Annotated in this window: 16 protein-coding genes; 11 read left to right on the top strand and 5 right to left on the bottom strand. The window is 65.5% G+C overall.

Features of this window, described 5'->3' with window-relative positions; all coding sequences use genetic code 11:
- Position 1 precedes the first annotated feature (1 nt).
- Positions 2–1,972 carry a ComEC/Rec2 family competence protein gene (locus ARTH_RS11350; RefSeq protein WP_011692088.1) on the top strand — a complete coding sequence of 657 codons (1,971 nt, stop codon included), beginning with the start codon at positions 2–4 and terminating at the stop codon, positions 1,970–1,972.
- Positions 1,906–2,922, top strand: a complete 1,017-nt coding sequence (gene holA / locus ARTH_RS11345; protein ID WP_043429803.1) for a DNA polymerase III subunit delta — start codon at positions 1,906–1,908, stop codon at positions 2,920–2,922. The genes ARTH_RS11350 and holA overlap by 67 nt, the downstream gene beginning before the upstream one ends.
- Before the next feature lie 124 nt (positions 2,923–3,046).
- Here the strand turns inward: holA and rpsT are convergent, their stop codons facing one another.
- Complete coding sequence (rpsT, locus tag ARTH_RS11340; RefSeq protein WP_011692086.1) at positions 3,047–3,307, bottom strand: 30S ribosomal protein S20; 261 nt, start codon at positions 3,305–3,307, stop codon at positions 3,047–3,049.
- Positions 3,308–3,505: 198 nt separating this feature from the next.
- On the bottom strand, positions 3,506–4,063 hold the full coding sequence (locus tag ARTH_RS11335) for a type II toxin-antitoxin system PemK/MazF family toxin (protein ID WP_043429802.1): 558 nt from the start codon (positions 4,061–4,063) through the stop codon (positions 3,506–3,508).
- A 180-nt stretch (positions 4,064–4,243) separates the two neighbouring features.
- Here ARTH_RS11335 and lepA point away from each other — a divergent pair, with 180 nt between their 5' ends.
- Both lepA and hemW read left to right on the top strand, forming a co-directional pair.
- On the top strand, positions 4,244–6,097 hold the full coding sequence (lepA, locus tag ARTH_RS11330; RefSeq protein WP_011692084.1) for a translation elongation factor 4: 1,854 nt from the start codon (positions 4,244–4,246) through the stop codon (positions 6,095–6,097).
- 36 nt (positions 6,098–6,133) lie between these two features.
- Complete coding sequence (gene hemW, locus ARTH_RS11325; protein WP_011692083.1) at positions 6,134–7,363, top strand: radical SAM family heme chaperone HemW; 1,230 nt, start codon at positions 6,134–6,136, stop codon at positions 7,361–7,363.
- 39 nt (positions 7,364–7,402) lie between these two features.
- On the opposite strand, the gene ARTH_RS11320 is transcribed toward hemW, so the two are convergent.
- Positions 7,403–7,822, bottom strand: coding sequence for a DUF4870 domain-containing protein (locus ARTH_RS11320; RefSeq protein ID WP_011692082.1), 420 nt, complete (start codon positions 7,820–7,822; stop codon positions 7,403–7,405).
- A 167-nt stretch (positions 7,823–7,989) separates the two neighbouring features.
- Entirely contained in the window at positions 7,990–8,841 is an 852-nt protein-coding gene (locus ARTH_RS11315) for a DUF3097 domain-containing protein (RefSeq protein WP_011692081.1), read from the bottom strand.
- A gap of 244 nt (positions 8,842–9,085) precedes the next feature.
- On the opposite strand from ARTH_RS11315, the gene hrcA reads away from it, so the two are divergent.
- The 3 genes from hrcA (at position 9,086) to ARTH_RS11300 (ending at position 12,100) form a co-directional block, all read left to right on the top strand.
- Positions 9,086–10,099 (top strand): heat-inducible transcriptional repressor HrcA, encoded by a 1,014-nt coding sequence (hrcA, locus tag ARTH_RS11310; RefSeq protein ID WP_011692080.1) that lies wholly within the window; start codon positions 9,086–9,088, stop codon positions 10,097–10,099.
- Between the two features lie 94 nt (positions 10,100–10,193).
- Positions 10,194–11,321: a molecular chaperone DnaJ gene (gene dnaJ / locus ARTH_RS11305; protein WP_011692079.1), complete on the top strand. Its 1,128-nt coding sequence runs from the start codon at positions 10,194–10,196 to the stop codon at positions 11,319–11,321.
- Between the two features lie 2 nt (positions 11,322–11,323).
- Positions 11,324–12,100: a 16S rRNA (uracil(1498)-N(3))-methyltransferase gene (locus ARTH_RS11300; RefSeq protein ID WP_011692078.1), complete on the top strand. Its 777-nt coding sequence runs from the start codon at positions 11,324–11,326 to the stop codon at positions 12,098–12,100.
- Positions 12,101–12,108: 8 nt separating this feature from the next.
- On the opposite strand, the gene ARTH_RS11295 is transcribed toward ARTH_RS11300, so the two are convergent.
- The gene (locus tag ARTH_RS11295) at positions 12,109–13,071 is read right to left on the bottom strand and encodes a GerMN domain-containing protein (protein ID WP_011692077.1); all 963 of its coding nucleotides are present in this window, start codon (positions 13,069–13,071) and stop codon (positions 12,109–12,111) included.
- Between the two features lie 378 nt (positions 13,072–13,449).
- Here ARTH_RS11295 and ARTH_RS11290 point away from each other — a divergent pair, with 378 nt between their 5' ends.
- From ARTH_RS11290 to era, 4 genes are read left to right on the top strand one after another with little or no spacing between them, the layout of a single operon-like run.
- On the top strand, positions 13,450–14,538 hold the full coding sequence (locus ARTH_RS11290; protein ID WP_011692076.1) for a PhoH family protein: 1,089 nt from the start codon (positions 13,450–13,452) through the stop codon (positions 14,536–14,538).
- A complete protein-coding gene (gene ybeY, locus ARTH_RS11285; RefSeq protein WP_011692075.1) occupies positions 14,535–15,008 on the top strand; it encodes an rRNA maturation RNase YbeY in 474 nt (157 codons plus the stop codon). The genes ARTH_RS11290 and ybeY overlap by 4 nt, the downstream gene beginning before the upstream one ends.
- Positions 15,005–16,348, top strand: a complete 1,344-nt coding sequence (locus ARTH_RS11280; RefSeq protein WP_011692074.1) for a hemolysin family protein — start codon at positions 15,005–15,007, stop codon at positions 16,346–16,348. The genes ybeY and ARTH_RS11280 overlap by 4 nt, the downstream gene beginning before the upstream one ends.
- Positions 16,332–17,288: a GTPase Era gene (gene era / locus ARTH_RS11275; RefSeq protein WP_011692073.1), complete on the top strand. Its 957-nt coding sequence runs from the start codon at positions 16,332–16,334 to the stop codon at positions 17,286–17,288. Before ARTH_RS11280 ends, era begins: the two co-directional genes overlap by 17 nt.
- The last annotated feature ends 125 nt before the right edge of the window (positions 17,289–17,413 follow it).

The raw sequence follows: 17,413 nt of genomic DNA, 5'->3' as shown, positions 1-17,413 counted from the left end.
GGTGGGCAAGGTCAGTCCGTGGCACCGCTTCATCGACGCAGCCGTCAGCGGTGAGGAGGGAGGGACCCCCCGGCCGCCGCGCACTGCCGAGAACCCGCCGGAGGCCCGCCAGGCAGCGGAAGTCCGCGCTGCCGGCATCAGGGGCATCGTGCCGCGAACGGCGTCCGGCCTGCGGGAAGTGCTCGCGGCGCGACTCCTTCCCGGACCGGAGGGCCGGGTACAGGGGACAGGAAGACCTGCGGGAACCGCAACCGGCAACAGGCCGCAGCGCCGGACCGACCTGCGTCTCGTACCTCCGGCACTCCTCGCCTGGGCCGCCGCCGTCGCCGGCGTCTGGTTGCCGTTGCCCGCGCTCGGGGTCTTGATCGCGGGATTGCTCCTGGCAGCTGTGGCGCTGTTAGCTGCCATCCGCTGTCGCCGGATGCGGCGCCACGGGGCAGGGCTGGTGCCACGGAGCTTCCTGACCACCCTCGGCATTGCCGTGGTGCTGTCCGCGGCCATCGCGTCCCACTCGGCCATCGCCGCATCCCAGAAGCACGACGGGCCCGTTGCGGATGCAGTCACGGCCCGCTCCGCTGTAGTGGTTGAGGCCGAGATCGCGGGGACACCGCGCCAGCTGAAAATTCCCGGCCGCGGCGGTTCGGACCGTTGGGCAGTTGAAGCCACCGCATACGCGATTATCGCCAACGGCGGCCTCATCAGGAGTGACGCCCGCCTGTTGCTCGTGGGCGGCGGGGACTGGCAGCACGTGGTCCCCGGACAGCGGATCCGGACTACGGGAAAGCTGAGGCCGGCCGACCACGGCCAAACGCAGGCGGGGACCCTGTCCGCCACCACGGACCCAGCCACCACGGCAGCCACCACCGCATGGCAGGAGGGACCAGGCGCCCTCCGCAGGGGGTTTGCCGCCGCAGCCGAATGGATCGGCGGCGATGCCCGCGGCCTCCTGCCGGGAATGGTCACGGGCGACACCAGCTACCTCGACGACCAGCTTGGAAGCGCCATGAAAACTGTCGGCATGACCCACCTGACCGCAGTCAGCGGGGCGAACTGCAGCCTCATCCTGGGGACTCTGTTGTTGGCTGCCCGAACTATCCGCCTGTCGAGGGCTCCCGCGGCTGCGGCTGCCCTCTCCGGCCTGGCACTGTTCGTCCTGATGGTGGGTCCGGACGCCAGCGTCCTCCGGGCTGCGCTCATGGGCGCAATCGGACTGGTCTCTCTGTCCGGCGGCCGGACCGGACGCGGGCTCAGCTTCCTCTGCCTGGCCGTGATCGGGCTCCTCATGGCCGATCCGGGACTCGGGACCAGTTTTAGCTTTCTGCTGTCCGTGCTGGCCACTCTCGGCATCGTGACGGCCGGCCCGCGGATCATGGAATGGCTGCCACCGGTTGTGCCGCGCTGGCTGGCTGCCGGCCTTGCCGTTCCGCTGTCCGCCCAACTCTTCTGCAGTCCGGTGATCGTCCTGCTGCAGCCCCAGTTTTCGTCCTACGCCCTGCTGGCAAACATGGTGGCGGCTCCCCTCGTGGCGCCGGTGACCATCCTCGGAACAGCCGCCGTGCCCGTGGTGCCGCTGGCCCCTTGGGCAGCTGCGGTTCCCATGGCGGTTGCGGGTGGCTGCGCGGCCGGAGTCGCGGCCGTTGCCAGGTTCTTCGCGGACCTGCCCGGCGCCGCCCTGCCGTGGCCTGAGGGACCGTTTGGCGCGGCCACCATGGTGGCGCTGTCCGGCTGCACGCTGCTTGTGCTGTGGCTTGTTCTGCACCCGCGCGCCTTGTGGACGCTGGTCCTGGCGACGCACCGAAAGACCGTCGATCTGCTGGATCTGTGGCCCCGGTTCACCGGCTTGGATGAGCGCCGCCACCGTGGGAGTCTTAGAGGTATTAATCCGATGTCCGGGAGGAACCAAGAGTGGCCGCTGCGCAAAAAGCACGATCCAAGCCGGCGACGTCAGCGACCGCCACCTGGCGCGACGTGACCCCGGCCCGCGTGGTGCTGATCGGCGGACCCGAAGAATACCTCGGCATCCGGGCCATGGACCGCATCAGGTCCCAGGTCCGCGCAGCCCAGCCGGATGTCGAGATCACCAGGCTCAACGCAGGCAGCTATGAACCCGGGTCCCTGGCCATGAACGTCAGTCCTTCGCTGTTCGGGGAATCGAAGCTGATTGAGGTGGAGTCGGCGGAAGCAATGAACGACGCGTTCCTCACGGACGCCCTCAAGTACCTGGCAGACCCTGAGCCCGACGCCGTCCTGGTAGTCCGCCACGGCGGCGGCGTCCGGGGCAAGAAGCTGCTCGATGCCATCAAGGCCGCCGGCTGGCCGGTGGTCGATTGTCAGCCGCTCAAGAAGGATGCGGACAAGTCGGCATTCGTCGCTGCTGAATTCAAGGCCGCTTCGCGCCGCATCGAGCCCGAGGCCGTCCATGCGCTGGTGAATGCGGTGGGCGCCAACCTGTCGGAGCTCGCCGCCGCCTGCAGCCAGCTCATCGCGGATGCAGCCACTGCTGTGGATACGGACATGGTGGACCGTTACTATGGCGGGCGGATCGAGGCAACAGCCTTCAAAGTTGCGGACGCCGCGCTAGCCGGCAACGGACCGCTGGCACTCTCTACGCTCCGCCACGCCCTTGCGACGGGGGCGGACCCCGTTCCGCTCGTGGCAGCACTTGCCGCAAAACTCCGCACGGTGGCCAAAGTAGCCGGCGCGCAGGGATCCTCGGCGCAAATCGCCCGCCAGCTTGGCATGCAGCCGTGGCTTGTGGAACAGGCGCAGCGGGACGTCAGGCGCTGGACCCCGGAAGGCCTGGTCCGCTCCATCCAGGTGACTGCCGAGGCGGACGCCCAGGTCAAAGGCCTTTCCCGGGATCCGGTCTACGCGGTGGAGCACGCTGTCACCGTCATCGCAACGTCGGTCCGCCGCAACTAACGGAGGAGCGGTAGCGGGCGGAGCGCGGCGGCCTCTGCCAACCTGCAGCCGCGGTTAAAAGGATGTGGCCGGCACCCCGTCGGGGTGCCGGCCACGATCATCAGTTCAGGTGAACTGGAAAACCTTAGAGTGCGTTGACCTTCTTGGAGATCGCCGACTTGCGGTTTGCAGCGTTGTTCTTGTGAAGAACGCCCTTGCTGACAGCCTTATCCAGCTTACGGCTTGCAGCAACCAGCGCAGCAGCAGCGGCATCCTTGTCGGTGGACTCAACGGCGGTGTTGACGGCGCGGATGGCCGTCTTCAGCTCCGACTTGACTGCGTTGTTGCGCAGGCGAGCCTTCTCGTTGGTGAGGATGCGCTTCTTCTGGGACTTGATATTAGCCACGTGTGAACTCTCTTTTTAATGCGGAAATGGTCTAGAGGGCTTTCAGATTGGCCATTGACTGAGCGGCGTGGGGATACCTATGGCGGCCAACCATCAGTGGCCGTCGACCTGCACGGACACACAGCTGTCAATAGTAGCAGATGCTCTGGCATGCCGTTGTTTTCCGGCTGGCGTCTGTCGCTGCCCGGTGGTTGTCAGTCAGGTCCAGCCGTGCAGCTCACGCAGTACCGAGGCGACGGTGTCGAAGCGTCGCCGGTCCAGGACAGCGCCCTCCCTGCGGATGTCCGCCGGGCTGATCTGGATGATGCGGTCCAGCTTGGCCTCACTGAGCCGGCGCTGCCTGTCCCAGCTGCCTGTCCCGATATCCACGTAGCTATCGTCATTCCTGCGGTCCTGGTCATGGTCCTTGCTGGTGAGCATGAGTCCAAGCAGGTACCGCCCGCGGCTGCCGATCAGGAGCACGGGCCGGTCCTTACCCTGGGAATGGTCCTCTTCGTAGGGAACCCAGGTCCACACGACTTCGCCCGGTTCCGGCTTGCCGTTGGGGGAGGGGGCGTACTTGATATTCGTGGTGCCCTTGAAGTCGCCAGGGTATTTTCCGCTGAGGCCGCCGGCAGCGGCCTGCGGCACCTTTGAACGGGCGGGAGCGGAACGGCCGGGGGTCGGGCCGGCCGGTCGACCCGCGGCGGGGCGCCCTTCCAGCAGGCGAAAAGCGGTGCGGACAGCCCGGGCGAGTGAGCGGAGGTTGAATGCCATCCTGCAACGATACTTCGACCGCATGGACCGGACCTTTTGCGCCCCCGCAGTCCGGGTACGCAAACAATGCACCGAGTGGCGGCAGGACGTGGGACACTATAAGTTCACGTGCGGCAGGTCCCGCGACGGCCCCGGCCGTCCTGAGCACAGCCGCGGAAATGCCAACAGTAAGGACCCTGCGTGTCTCCCATGGCCCGCACCGCCCCGGTGCCCGCCGCAACAGATCCGGCCATCATCCGGAACTTCTGCATCATTGCGCACATTGACCACGGTAAATCCACTCTGGCCGACCGCATGTTGCAGTACACCGGCGTCGTTCAGTCCCGCGACATGAAGGCCCAGTATCTGGACCGCATGGATATCGAACGTGAGCGCGGCATCACCATCAAGTCCCAGGCAGTACGCATGCCCTGGGAAGTTGACGGCACCAGCTACGCGTTGAACATGATCGACACCCCCGGGCACGTCGATTTCACCTATGAGGTCTCCCGTTCGCTGGCCGCCTGCGAAGGTGCAGTGCTCCTCGTGGACGCGGCCCAGGGCATCGAGGCGCAGACGCTCGCCAACCTGTACCTGGCGATGGAAAACAACCTCACCATCATCCCGGTCCTGAACAAGATCGACCTCCCCGCGGCTCAGCCTGAAAAGTACGCCGAGGAACTCGCCAACCTGATCGGCGGCGACCCCGATGAGGTCCTGCGCGTTTCCGGCAAAACCGGCATGGGCGTCGAAGTACTGCTCGACAAGATCGTCCGAGACCTGCCGGCACCTGTTGGCGACCCCGACGCTCCCGCCCGCGCCATGATCTTCGACTCGGTCTACGACACCTACCGCGGCGTGGTCACGTACGTGCGCGTGGTCGACGGCATGCTGCACCCCCGCGAACGCATCCAGATGATGTCCACGCGAGCCACCCACGAACTCCTTGAGATCGGCGTGAGCTCCCCGGAGCCCACCCCCTCCAAGGGCCTGGGCGTCGGCGAAGTGGGCTATCTCATTACCGGTGTGAAGGACGTCCGCCTGTCCAAGGTCGGCGACACCGTCACCAACCTGGCCAAGCCTGCCTCACAATCACTGCCGGGCTATGCGGACGCCAAACCCATGGTGTTCTCCGGGCTCTACCCGCTGGACGGCACGGACTACCCGGTGCTCCGCGATGCCCTTGAGAAGCTGATGCTCAACGACGCCGCCCTTGTTTACCAGCCGGAAACCTCGGCTGCGCTGGGCTTCGGCTTCCGTGTGGGCTTCCTGGGGCTGCTGCACCTGGAAATCACCCGTGAGCGCCTCGAACGCGAGTACAAGCTCGACCTGATTTCCACGGCCCCGAACGTGGAATACGAAGTGACCCTGGAGGACAAGCGGGTCGTCCATGTGACAAACCCGAGCGAATACCCCACCGGTAAAATCGCGGAAGTCCGGGAGCCGATGGTGTCCGCCACCATCCTGGCGCCGAACGAGTTCGTCGGGGCCATCATGGAGCTGTGCCAGAGCCGCCGCGGCGTGATGGGCGGCATGGACTACCTCTCCGAGGACCGTGTGGAAATCCGCTACCGCCTGCCGTTGGCCGAAATCGTCTTCGATTTCTTCGACATCCTCAAGTCCAAGACCCGCGGCTACGGCTCGCTGGACTGGAAGGCCGACGGCGATCAGGTAGCCGACCTTGTCAAGGTAGACATCATGCTCCAAGGCGAACAGGTGGACGCCTTCAGCGCCATTACCCACCGGGACAAGGCCTATGCCTACGGCGTGATGATGACGGGCAAGCTGCGCGAGCTCATCCCCCGCCAGCAGTTCGAAGTGCCCATCCAGGCCGCGATCGGCTCCCGGATCATCGCCCGTGAGAGCATCCGTGCCATCCGTAAGGATGTCCTTGCCAAGTGCTACGGCGGTGACATCACCCGTAAGCGCAAACTGCTGGAAAAGCAGAAGGAAGGCAAGAAGCGCATGAAGATGGTGGGTCGCGTTGAAGTGCCCCAAGAGGCCTTCATCGCAGCGCTCACCACGGACGAATCCAAGGACAAGGCCAAGAAGTAGTGATGATCGTGGCCGGAACCTCCGGAGGCCGCACCCATGCCTAGCGTCCTTCCCCTGGGCGACCCCGCGCCGTCGGACGGCCTGCTGCCCGCGCAGGCCGCTTACGGCGCTGCGCAGCGGCGATTCGGGCTCTACGTCCACATTCCCTTCTGTGCCGTCCGTTGCGGTTATTGCGACTTCAACACCTACACCGCGACAGAGCTAGGCGGCGGCGCGTCCCAGGACGCGTACGCCTCCACTGCCATCGCGGAAGTGGAGTTTGCCGCCAAGGCCCTGCAAGGCAGCGGTCTGCCGGAACGCCGGCTGGGCACGGTCTTTTTTGGCGGCGGCACACCAACTCTGCTGCCCGCGGAAGACCTGGCCCGCATCCTCACCGCGGCGGTATCGCAATGGGGCCTGGAACCGGGTGCCGAGGTCACTACCGAAGCCAACCCGGATTCGGTCACACCGGAGTCGCTGCAGCTCCTTGCGGATGCCGGCTTCACCCGTGTTTCCTTCGGAATGCAGTCGGCTGTTCCGCACGTCCTGAAGGTCCTCGACCGCACCCATACGCCCAGCCGGGTGCCGCAGGTGGTGCAGTGGGCCAGGGATGCCGGACTCGCCGTCAGCCTCGACCTAATCTACGGAACACCGGGGGAGTCGCTGGAGGACTGGCGGTACTCGCTCGAGACAGCCCTCTCGTACGGCCCTGACCACATCAGCGCCTACGCCCTGATCGTGGAGGACGGCACCAAGCTGGCCGCCCAGATCCGTCGCGGCGAAGTGCCGGGGATCGACGACGACGACCACGCGGCCAAGTATGAACTCGCCGATGAACTGATCACCGCCGCAGGCCTTGGCTGGTACGAGGTCAGCAACTGGTCACGCACACCTGAGCAGGCGTGCCGGCACAACCTGGCCTACTGGCGCGGCGATGACTGGTGGGGGATCGGCCCGGGCGCGCATTCGCACGTCGGCGGAGTCCGCTGGTGGAACGTGAAGCACCCCACGGCCTACGCCGGGAGGCTTGCCGGCGGTGTGTCACCGGCGGCGGGCCGGGAAACGCTCGACGCCGAAACCCGCAACGTTGAGCGGGTCATGCTTGAGGCCAGGCTGAGCACCGGACTCGAGGTATCCGGACTGGGAGTGTCCGGGCGGCAGGCCGTCGCCGGACTGATCGCAGACGGCCTGGTGGATCCCGCCGCGGCATTTCGGGGCAGGCTCGTGCTCACCCTGAAAGGCAGGCTGCTCGCGGACGCCGTAGTCAGAAGGATCCTGCCCGACTAATCCGGTTACCTTGGCCGGCCGGTTGGTCGGCCCTATGGCTTACTTGATCCAGCGCAGGTTGAAGTCGTAGCGGTGGGGCTGGCCACGGTTGACGTGGATACCGGCCGCCACGGAGAAGCAGGTTACAGCGATCCAGATCAGCGTGGCCAGCACTGCGAAGATGTTACCCACCACCGGCAGCATCACCAGGATGTTGCAGATGACGGCGGCGATTGTGGGAGGCAGGGTGAAGTTCAGCGCTTCCTTGGACTCCTGTGCCGTGAACGGGCCGCGGTCCTTGAAAATCAGGTAGATCAACAGCGACGGGACGCACCCGAGGATGCCGCCGAAGTGTGCGAGGGTTGCCCACTGCCGGTCTTCGTTGGCCGTCAGCGGCAGGGCATTGGCGGGGACACCATGATACTGGGGCTGGCCATGGCCGGCCTGGTTGTCCCGTTGTTCACGTGCGTCTTCTGCCACGGTGTCGTCCTTCGGATTGCAGTGGTGCGGTGGTTCCCGGAAAAGCGGGCGCTGCCTCAACAGCAACAACCGCCGTATCAAGAATACTGGGTCAGGGGTGCATTCGAAGAGTTCAACAGGCGCCCTCGGCACTGCGTACTTCCGTCAACAGGCTTGTGCTCTTCCACCTAGGGCACTGTGAGGAAGTCGATGACCTCTTCCACCCGGCCCAGCAGGGACGGTTCCAGGTCCGCGTAGCTGCGGACTGCCCCGAGCAGTTTCTGCCAGCCCAGGCCGATGTCCTCCTTGGTCTCGTGGGGCCAGCCGAAGGCCGTCAGGATGCCGGTTTTCCAGTCCATGCCCCGGGGGATGACCGGCCATGCGTCAATGCCCAGGACGGCGGGCCGGATGGCCTGCCACACGTCCACGTAGGGGTGGCCCACAATCAGCACGTTTCCGGCGGCGCCGGGGGACGCCATCACGGCATCGGCAATCCGTGATTCCTTTGAGTCGGCAACCAGGTGGTCCACCAGCACCCCCAGCCGGCGGCCCGGGCCGGGCCGGAACGCGGCAACCGCCGCTGTGAGGTCGTCAATGCCGTGCAAAGGTTCGACGACGATGCCCTCCACGCGGAGATCGTCACCCCAGACTTTTTCCACGAGTTCGGCGTCGTGCTTGCCTTCCACCCAGATGCGGCTGGCCTTGGCCACCTGGGCGCGCTGGCCTTCCACCCGCACGGAACCGGAGGCCGTCCTTCCGGATCCGGCAGAGGCTGCCTGCGGCCGGGGCGCCGGGGGCATCAGCCGGATCGGCAGGCCCTCCAGGAGGAACCCGTAGCCGAGCCGGAACGTGCGTGATTTGCCCCGCCGGTCCTCCAAGGCAACAACATGCATTCCGCCGGACTTCTCCACCCTGGTAACGGCCCCCACCCAGCCGGACTGCACGTCTTCGAGCACCATGCCGCGTTCGACCGGCACTTCGGGCAGCTCGGATTTCCGGGGAGCGGTGATGTCCTGCGGGCCCCAGTTCTGGTACGACATCGGATAGACACAGCCTTGCGCTAGAAAAAATAAACAGGAGAAGTGAACAGGGCGTCTGTAGGTTCACGGCAGTGCACGTCCAGTCCCGCTCCCGGGTTTCGCCAGGAGCGGTACCAATGCTAACAACGCGGCGACTCATATTAGACTGGTTAGCACTTAGACATGTCGAGTGCTAACGGATAACGGGACATGCGCCCGGCGCAGCGCCGGGCCGCGCACCGGGAAAGCCGATCGGAGGTGGAGAATGAGCGAGCCACGCAAGCTTGAAGTATTGCGGGCCATCGTGGAGGACTACGTCCATTCCCGCGAACCTGTGGGCTCCAAGGCACTGGTTGAGCGGCATCACCTGGGAGTCTCCAGTGCCACCATCCGCAACGACATGGCGGCGTTGGAAGACGAAGGCCTCATCACGGCGCCGCACACCAGTGCCGGCCGGATCCCCACGGACAAGGGCTATCGGCTTTTCGTCGACCAGATATCAGCCGTCAAGCCGCTGTCGCAGGCCGAACGCCGGGCTATCCAGACGCTCCTGGAAGGGTCGGAGGACCTGGACGACGTCCTGGAGCGCACCGTGCGGCTGCTATCCCAGCTGACCAACCAGGTGGCCGTAGTGCAGTATCCGCACCTCAGCCGCGCCATGGTGCGGCATATCGAGTTTGTGCTGCTCGCGCCGCGGCAGGTGCTGATCGTGCTGATCGCGGACACCGGCAAGGTCGAGCAGCGGGTTATCGACGTCGGCCAGGAACTCGGCGATGATGCCCTCGCCGGCCTCCGCGCGCGGTTCCTGAAAAGCCTGGCGGGGACACCCCTGAGCCTGCTCCCGCAGGCGCTGCCCGCCGTCGTCGCCGGTTGTGAACCGTCACGCCGGCATGCCGCCCAGGCGCTGGCCCGTGGCCTGGATGCCCTGGCCAGCAGCAGCCGCGAGGAGCGGATGGTCATGGCCGGCACGGCGAACCTCGCGCGGTCCAACGTTGACTTCCCGCTGAGTATCGGCCCGGTCCTCGAAGCACTCGAGGAGCAGGTGGTCATGCTCCGCCTGCTCAGCGATATGGCCCAGGACCCCCGCGGTGTCACTGTCAGCATCGGCAGGGAGAACCCTTACGACGGACTCGCGGAAGCCTCGGTGGTAGCCACAGGCTACGGTCCCGGCTCCAGCGCCAAGGTGGGCGTACTCGGCCCGACCCGGATGGACTATCCCACAACCATGGCCGCGGTCCGTGCCGTGGCCCGCTACCTTTCCAGGATCCTTGGGCCGTGACCGGTCCTACATCAGCCAACCAGGCCTCCGTGTCCCGGCTTCCGGGGCGCAGCAGCAGCACCACAGGCAGTACAACCAGGAAGAGATACGAACTTTGAGCAGCCACTACGACGTTCTTGGAGTCTCACCCGAAGCGACGGGCGAAGAGATCAAGAAGGCCTACCGAAAGCTTGCGCGCACCCTGCACCCGGATGTGAACCCCGGTGAGGATGCCTCGGACCGCTTCAAGGCTGTCACCCACGCCTACGAAGTCCTTTCCGACCCGCAAAAGCGCCGGGTCTACGACACGACCGGCAACGAGAACGGCACCGATAACGGCTTCGGCGGCGCCGGCTACTCGGGACAGGGCTTTGCCTTCCAGGACATCTTCGACACCTTCTTCGGCGCCGGCGGTTCGTCCGGTCCGGCCTCGCGGGTCCGCCGCGGGCAGGACGCCCTCATCAGCGTCCGCATCGACCTTCGCGATGCCGTCTTCGGCGTGAACAAGAAGCTTGAGGTGGACACGGCCGTTACGTGCCCCACCTGCGAGGGATCCTGCTGCCAGCCCGGGGCCCACCCGGTGCGCTGCGACATCTGCGGCGGAAGCGGCCAGGTTCAGCGGGCCGTTCGTTCCATCCTGGGCCAGGTCATGACGGCTGCCCCCTGCGGTTCCTGCGAAGGCTTCGGAACCGTCATCAAGGATCCCTGCAACGAGTGCAACGGCCAGGGCCGCATCCGCAGCCGCCGTTCGCTGACGGTCAAGGTCCCCGCCGGCGTCGCCACCGGAACCCGCATCCAGCTCGGCGGGCAGGGCGAAGCCGGCCCGGCCGGCGGCCCCTCAGGCGACCTGTACGTGGAGATCCGCGTGAATAACGACGCCACGTACGTGCGTGACGGCGACGACCTTCACGCCACCCTGCACATTCCCATGACCGCCGCCGCCCTTGGCACCGAGCTCAGCCTGGACACCTTCGACGGCCAGCAGGAAATCGACGTCAAGGCGGGCACCCAGTCCGGCGAGGTCATCACCCTGCGCGGGCTCGGCGTTACCCATCTCCGGGGCTACGGCCGCGGCGACCTGAAGGTTCACCTGCAGGTCGAAACCCCGACGAAGCTGGATGCCGCCCAGGAAGACCTGCTCCGGCAGCTCGCCAAACTGCGGGGCGAGCAGTACACCGAGGGAAAACTCACCGCCAGCGGGGGAGTTTTTGCCAAGCTGCGGGACCGGTTCGGTAACCTGTAGCGGTGAGCAACCCGGTCTTTTTCGCAACCCCGGGAGCCCTGGACGAACAGGTTCCCGGTTCGCACTTTGTCCTCCAGGGTGCTGAGGCCCGGCACGCGATCACCGTCAAGCGGATCGCTGTGGGGGAGTCGGTTGACATCGCCGACGGCGCGGGCAAGAGGCTCACCGGCACCGTTGCGGCCGTCGACCAGGGCGAACTGACGGTGGAGTGTTCGGTCCTTGAAACTGAGGAGCGTCCGGACCTCCGCCTCGTCCTGGTGCAGGCGCTGGCCAAAGGCGACCGCGACGAACTGGCAGCGGAAACAGCTACTGAACTGGGGATCGATGCCGTCATCCCGTGGCAGTCGGAGCGCTCCATAGTCCGTTGGAAAGGCGAGCGTGCCGCCAAGGCCCACGCCAAGTGGCAGTCTGTGGTGACCGCGGCGGCCAAGCAGGCGCGGCGGGCCTGGATTCCCGAGGTCCGTTCCGCCGTCGACGGCGCGGGTTTGCAGTCCGCTGTCGCCGCGGCGGACCTGGCGATCATCCTCCACGAGGATGCCGTCCGGCCCCTGCGCGCAGTGCTGGAGAAGTGGCACGACGGCGAGGGCGGGACACCCGGTTCGGGGCCCCGCGAAATTCTCCTCATTGTTGGTCCGGAGGGCGGAATCAGTCCGCGGGAAGTCACCAAACTCTGCAGCGCCGGTGCCGTCACGGCCCTGTTGGGGCACCATGTGCTGAGGTCCTCCACGGCAGGTCCGGCGGCCACAGTGCTCGCCAGCGACATCCTCGGACGCTGGTAGCGGCGGAGCTATTCGACCTTGAAGCCCCGGGTGTCCACGTTCATTTCCCGGTCGGGTTTGCCCGGATCGATCTGTGACACCCGGACTTCATAGTTCCCCGGTGCCAGGTTGACTGTCAGCGAGAAATGCCCCGATTGTGCCGGCTCGGCCGACGCCGTAACCTCCCCGCCCAAATACGACGCCTTGTCTGTGCTGCCTTCGACCTTCAGGATCTTCCACCGGAGTTTCCCGCCGGGGACGGTGCTTCGTCCGCTGATCTTGACGCTGCCGTCAGCAACGCCCACGCCTTCCTGTGGGTCGATGATCCAGACCGGGGCCACCATTCCTGCACTGCGGGGAGTGGGCGAGCCAAGCCGCACGTGGTTGAAGGCCAGGTAGTCCGTGTGCCCGTCAACGAGGATGACAACCTGGATCTGCTGGCCCGAATCCACCAGCCCGGAGCTGGCACCGGCGGCCGTTGCCGTGTACACCAACTGCTGAATGGCACGATTGGCCATGTCCTCGTCGAGGTTGCTGTTGAAGGCATCCGCTGAGACGTCCACCGTGATCACGTTCTTGCCGGAGATCGAGGTTGCCAGCTTCTTCGGGTTCTGCCATGGAGTGAAGAAGTCGGGATCGAGGGGCTTGTCCGACATCATGGCGCGAAGTGCCCTGGTAACCGGATTTTCCTGTTCGGGGACGTCCCGGAACTCACGGTAAAGGAAGACGTTCTCGTTGCTGCGCCCGATCCAATACACCGGTGCCTTGTTGGAGGCCTGTGTGGTTTCCAGCGGTGCGCTTGTGCTGGGGACACCGGCGGTGGCGGACCCGGTCACTGACTGTGGTGTGCTGTCCGCGCTCGTCGCGGAAGGCTGGGGAGTGGCGACGCAGCCGGAGAGGACCATGGCCGCGGGCAGCACAAGCAGTAGCGCGGCGGACCGTGTCCGCCCGCCTCCTGTTGCCTTCCGGCGTCGTGGATTCCAGATCTCCATAGTGCTCCCGGGTACCCCGCCCTGTCCCTGCAACCGTTGTCGGTGACGTCGTTTTCGGCCGGCGCAATCCCGGCGGATTCCAGCATTACATAGAGCGGGCGGCCGCCAGCGGCGTTTGCGGACGGTCAGCAGAACTGCAACGGGAACGATATGAGGCCGATATGAAGTTGATACCTAATGACGTAAACCCGCAACGAAAAGGCTGCACCCGGCCGGCGGACCTCCACGGTCCGCGGCTCCCGGGCGGCGTGCTGGCGTAAGATAAGAGGACTCGGCCGGGCACGGGGCCCGGTGCTGCAGCAGCAGCAGCGGCGATGTGATCGGCCGGAGAGACACTATTCCTAACTGGAGGGGACCAGAGGCCCGCAGGCCGGCACCATGACTGAAGCAACAAACGGAAGGCCCCGGTTCAGCGCCGGAGAGCGCACCACAGGTGAATTTCCCCATAGTCTTCCCGGCGTCCGGACGGAGGTGGTCATCTTCGACAACTCCGAACAAATGGTTCAGTCGCTCGGCAGCCACGATGAGGCGCTGCGTTTCATCGAGGAACAGTTTCCGGCCGTCGACTTCCACGTCCGCGGCAATGAACTGGCCATCAGCGGCCCCGCCGCCGACGTTCCCAGGATCATGCGGTTGCTCCATGAAGTGCGCGGGCTCGTTGACCGGGGAACTGTCATTACGCCGGCGGTACTCCAGCAGCTCGCAGCCCTGCTCCGGAGCCAGTCACTCCAAAACCCGGTTGAGGTACTGACCTACAACATCCTCTCGAGCCGCGGCAAGACGATCCGGCCCAAGACGCTGAACCAGAAGAACTACGTGGATGCCATTGACGCCCACACGGTGATCTTCGGAATAGGACCTGCCGGTACCGGCAAGACGTTCCTCGCCATGGCGAAGGCAGTCCAGGCACTGCAGCAGAAGGAAGTCAGCCGCATCATCCTTACCAGGCCAGCGGTGGAGGCCGGCGAACGGCTGGGCTTCCTGCCCGGGACGCTGAGCGACAAGATCGATCCTTACCTGCGTCCCCTTTACGATGCACTGCACGACATGATGGACCCGGAGTCCATTCCCCGCTTGATGGCGGCAGGCACCATCGAAGTGGCTCCGCTGGCCTATATGCGCGGCCGGACCCTCAACGATGCCTTCATCATCCTCGACGAGGCCCAGAACACCACACCAGAGCAGATGAAGATGTTCCTGACCCGGCTCGGCTTCGGCTCCAAAATGGTGGTCACCGGGGATGTCACCCAAGTGGACCTGCCATTCGGCACCCGTTCCGGCCTCCGGATCGTGGAAGAGATCCTGCAGGGAATTGAGGACGTGAATTTCAGCGTGCTGGATGCCTCGGACGTGGTCCGCCACCGGCTGGTGGGCGACATCGTCAATGCGTACGGCGTGTGGGACGAGGCACAGAGGAACCGGGTGAAGCATTCCGTGACCCGGGAGAAGCGGGGAGAGCACGCATGAGTATTGAAGTGAACAACGAATCAGGCGTCACGGTGGATGAAGCCCAGCTGGTTGCCCTGGCCCGGTTTGTGTTTGAACGCCTGTACATCCACCCCCAGGCTGAACTGTCCATCCTCCTGGTGGACGAACCCGCCATGGAAAAACTGCACCTGGAACTTATGGACGAGCCGGGGGCCACCGACGTCCTGTCCGTTCCCATGGACGAATTGACTCCGGGCACACCGGACAAGCCGACGCCGCAGGGCATGCTCGGCGATATTGCCGTGTGTCCGCAGGTGGCGGAGGTCCAGGCACGCAATGCCGGGCATTCCACGCAGGATGAGATGCTGCTGCTCACCACCCACGGAATCCTGCACCTGCTGGGATACGACCACGCCGATCCCGAGGAAAAGGAAGAGATGTTCGGCCTGCAGCGGGAACTGCTTGAGGGCTTCACCGGTAAAGAAGCCCCGTCTGAGACGATGCAGTGACCCCACTGATCCTTGTTGGCATGGCGCTGGTCTTCCTCAGTTTCGCAGCCCTGCTGACAGCGGCTGAGTCCGCGTTTAATTTCCTTCCCCGCCACGACGCCGAAGAGGCCGTGCTTCGAAGTGACGGCCAGGCCCTGAAGCGCATCCTGGACCAGCCAGTCGCGCACATGCGGTCCCTGAGGTTTTGGCGGATCTGGTTCGAAATGGCCTCGGCAGTGGCGGTCGCTGTCCTTCTGCACAGCCTGCTGGACAGTGTATGGCTCGCCGGCCTTGCCGCCACCGGAATCATGGCCCTCGTAGGCTTCGTGATCGTGGGGGTGTCACCGCGGCAGCTGGGCCGTGCCCACGCCGCCGGCGTCGCCAGGTTCAGTGCGCCGATCATCCGTTTCCTATGCTGGGTGCTGGGTCCCATTCCGGGCTGGCTGGTTGCGCTGGGCAGCGTCGTGGCACCGGGCGCACGCGCCGGCGACGAAGCCTCCTTCAGTGAAGAAGAGTTCCGCGAGCTCGTGGACCGTGCCACTGAATCTGACATGATCGAGGACAACGAAGCCGAACTGATCCAGTCCGTGTTCGACTTCGGCGACACCCTGGTCCGGGCCGTGATGGTGCCCCGCACGGACATCCTCAGCATCGACGCGGGCTCGAGCCTGCACCGGGCCATGTCCCTCTTCCTGCGGTCCGGCTACTCCCGGATCCCCGTGATCCGCGACAACACGGACCAGATCCTGGGCATCATCTACCTCAAGGATGTCGCCGCCGCGCTGCACGGCCTCGGCCCGGGCGAGGAACCCCCCATCGTGGATGACCTTGCCCGCGAAGTCCGCTACGTGCCGGAGTCGAAGCAGGTCAGTGACCTGCTTCGTGAACTGCAAAAGGAATCAACGCATGTGGCCATCGTGATCGACGAGTACGGCGGAACTGCCGGACTTGTGACGCTTGAGGATCTGATCGAGGAAATCGTCGGCGAGATTGTGGATGAATATGACACCGAGAGCGCCGAGGCCGTGGCCCTTGGCAACGGCAGCTACCGGGTGAGTGCCCGGATGGGCATCGACGACCTCGGCGAGCTGTTTGATGTGGAACTCGACGACGACGAAGTGGACACCGTCGGCGGCCTGCTCGCCAAGGCCCTCGGCCGGGTTCCCATCGTCGGCAGCACCGTAGAGGTGGACGGGATCTCGCTGCGGGCGGAACGCTTGGAAGGCCGCCGCAACAGGGTCAGCCACATCATCGCGGCGCCCGTTGCAAAGGGCGCCGTTCCAGAACAAACTGACCTTGAAGACCTACTCGACGAGGCCGAAACAATGCAACAGGGAGTTCCACGTGAGCAAGCAGAATAAAGCGGACGACGACGCCTTTGGCGGCTTTCGGGCCGGATTTTCGATCCTTGTGGGCAGGCCGAACGCCGGTAAGTCCACACTGACGAACGCCCTTGTGGGCAAGAAGGTGGCCATCACCTCTGCCAAGCCGCAGACGACGCGCCACACGATCCGTGGCATCGTCCACCGGGACGACGCCCAGCTCATCCTCGTGGATACACCCGGTCTGCACCGGCCGCGGACGTTGCTCGGCAAGCGCCTCAATGACCTGGTGGCGGACACCCTCTCCGAAGTGGACGCCATCGGCTTCTGCCTTCCTGCCAACGAAAAGATCGGTCCCGGCGACCGCTTTATCGCCGCCCAGCTGGCCGCGGTCGGCAAAAAGCCCATCATCGCCATCGTGACCAAGGCAGACCTGGTGGACCGTCAGGCACTGACGGAACAACTGCTCGCCGTTGCCGCCCTGGGCCGCGAAGTCCTTGGCGAGGAGGGCTGGAAGGACATCGTGCCCGTGTCGGCAACGGACGGCTTCCAGGTCGGCACCGTGGCGGACGTCCTCATCAGCCACATGCCGCCCTCGCAGCCGCTGTACCCGGACGGGCACCTGACCGATGAGCCCGAGGCAGTCATGGTGGCCGAACTCATCCGCGAGGCCGCGCTGGAGGGTGTCCGCGACGAGCTTCCGCACTCCCTGGCCGTAGTGGTGGAGGAGATCGTTCCCCGGGAGGGCCGGCCCGAGGACAGCCCTTTCCTGGACGTCAGGGTCAACCTCTACGTGGAGCGTCCCTCCCAAAAAGCCATCATCATCGGTAAGGGCGGCGCCCGGCTGCGGGAAGTCGGCACCACCGCCCGCAAGGGCATCGAAGCCCTCCTCGGTACCCGGATCTACCTCGACCTGCATGTCAAGGTGGCCAAGGACTGGCAACGGGATCCCAAGCAGCTGGTGAAGCTCGGTTTCTAGCCCTCGCCGGGCACGGGGCTGCGTCCCGAGATGCTGCCGCCGGACCGGACGGCCCATCCCGGCTGTCCGGCGGGCCCGCCCATCGGGCGTTTTCCCAGCCAGGACCACTAAAATGGACCGAACCC

This window comes from Arthrobacter sp. FB24 (genome assembly GCF_000196235.1).
Classification (GTDB): domain Bacteria; phylum Actinomycetota; class Actinomycetes; order Actinomycetales; family Micrococcaceae; genus Arthrobacter.
Note: the sequence above shows the minus strand (reverse complement) of the source record. Positions and strands in the feature narration are given on the sequence as shown.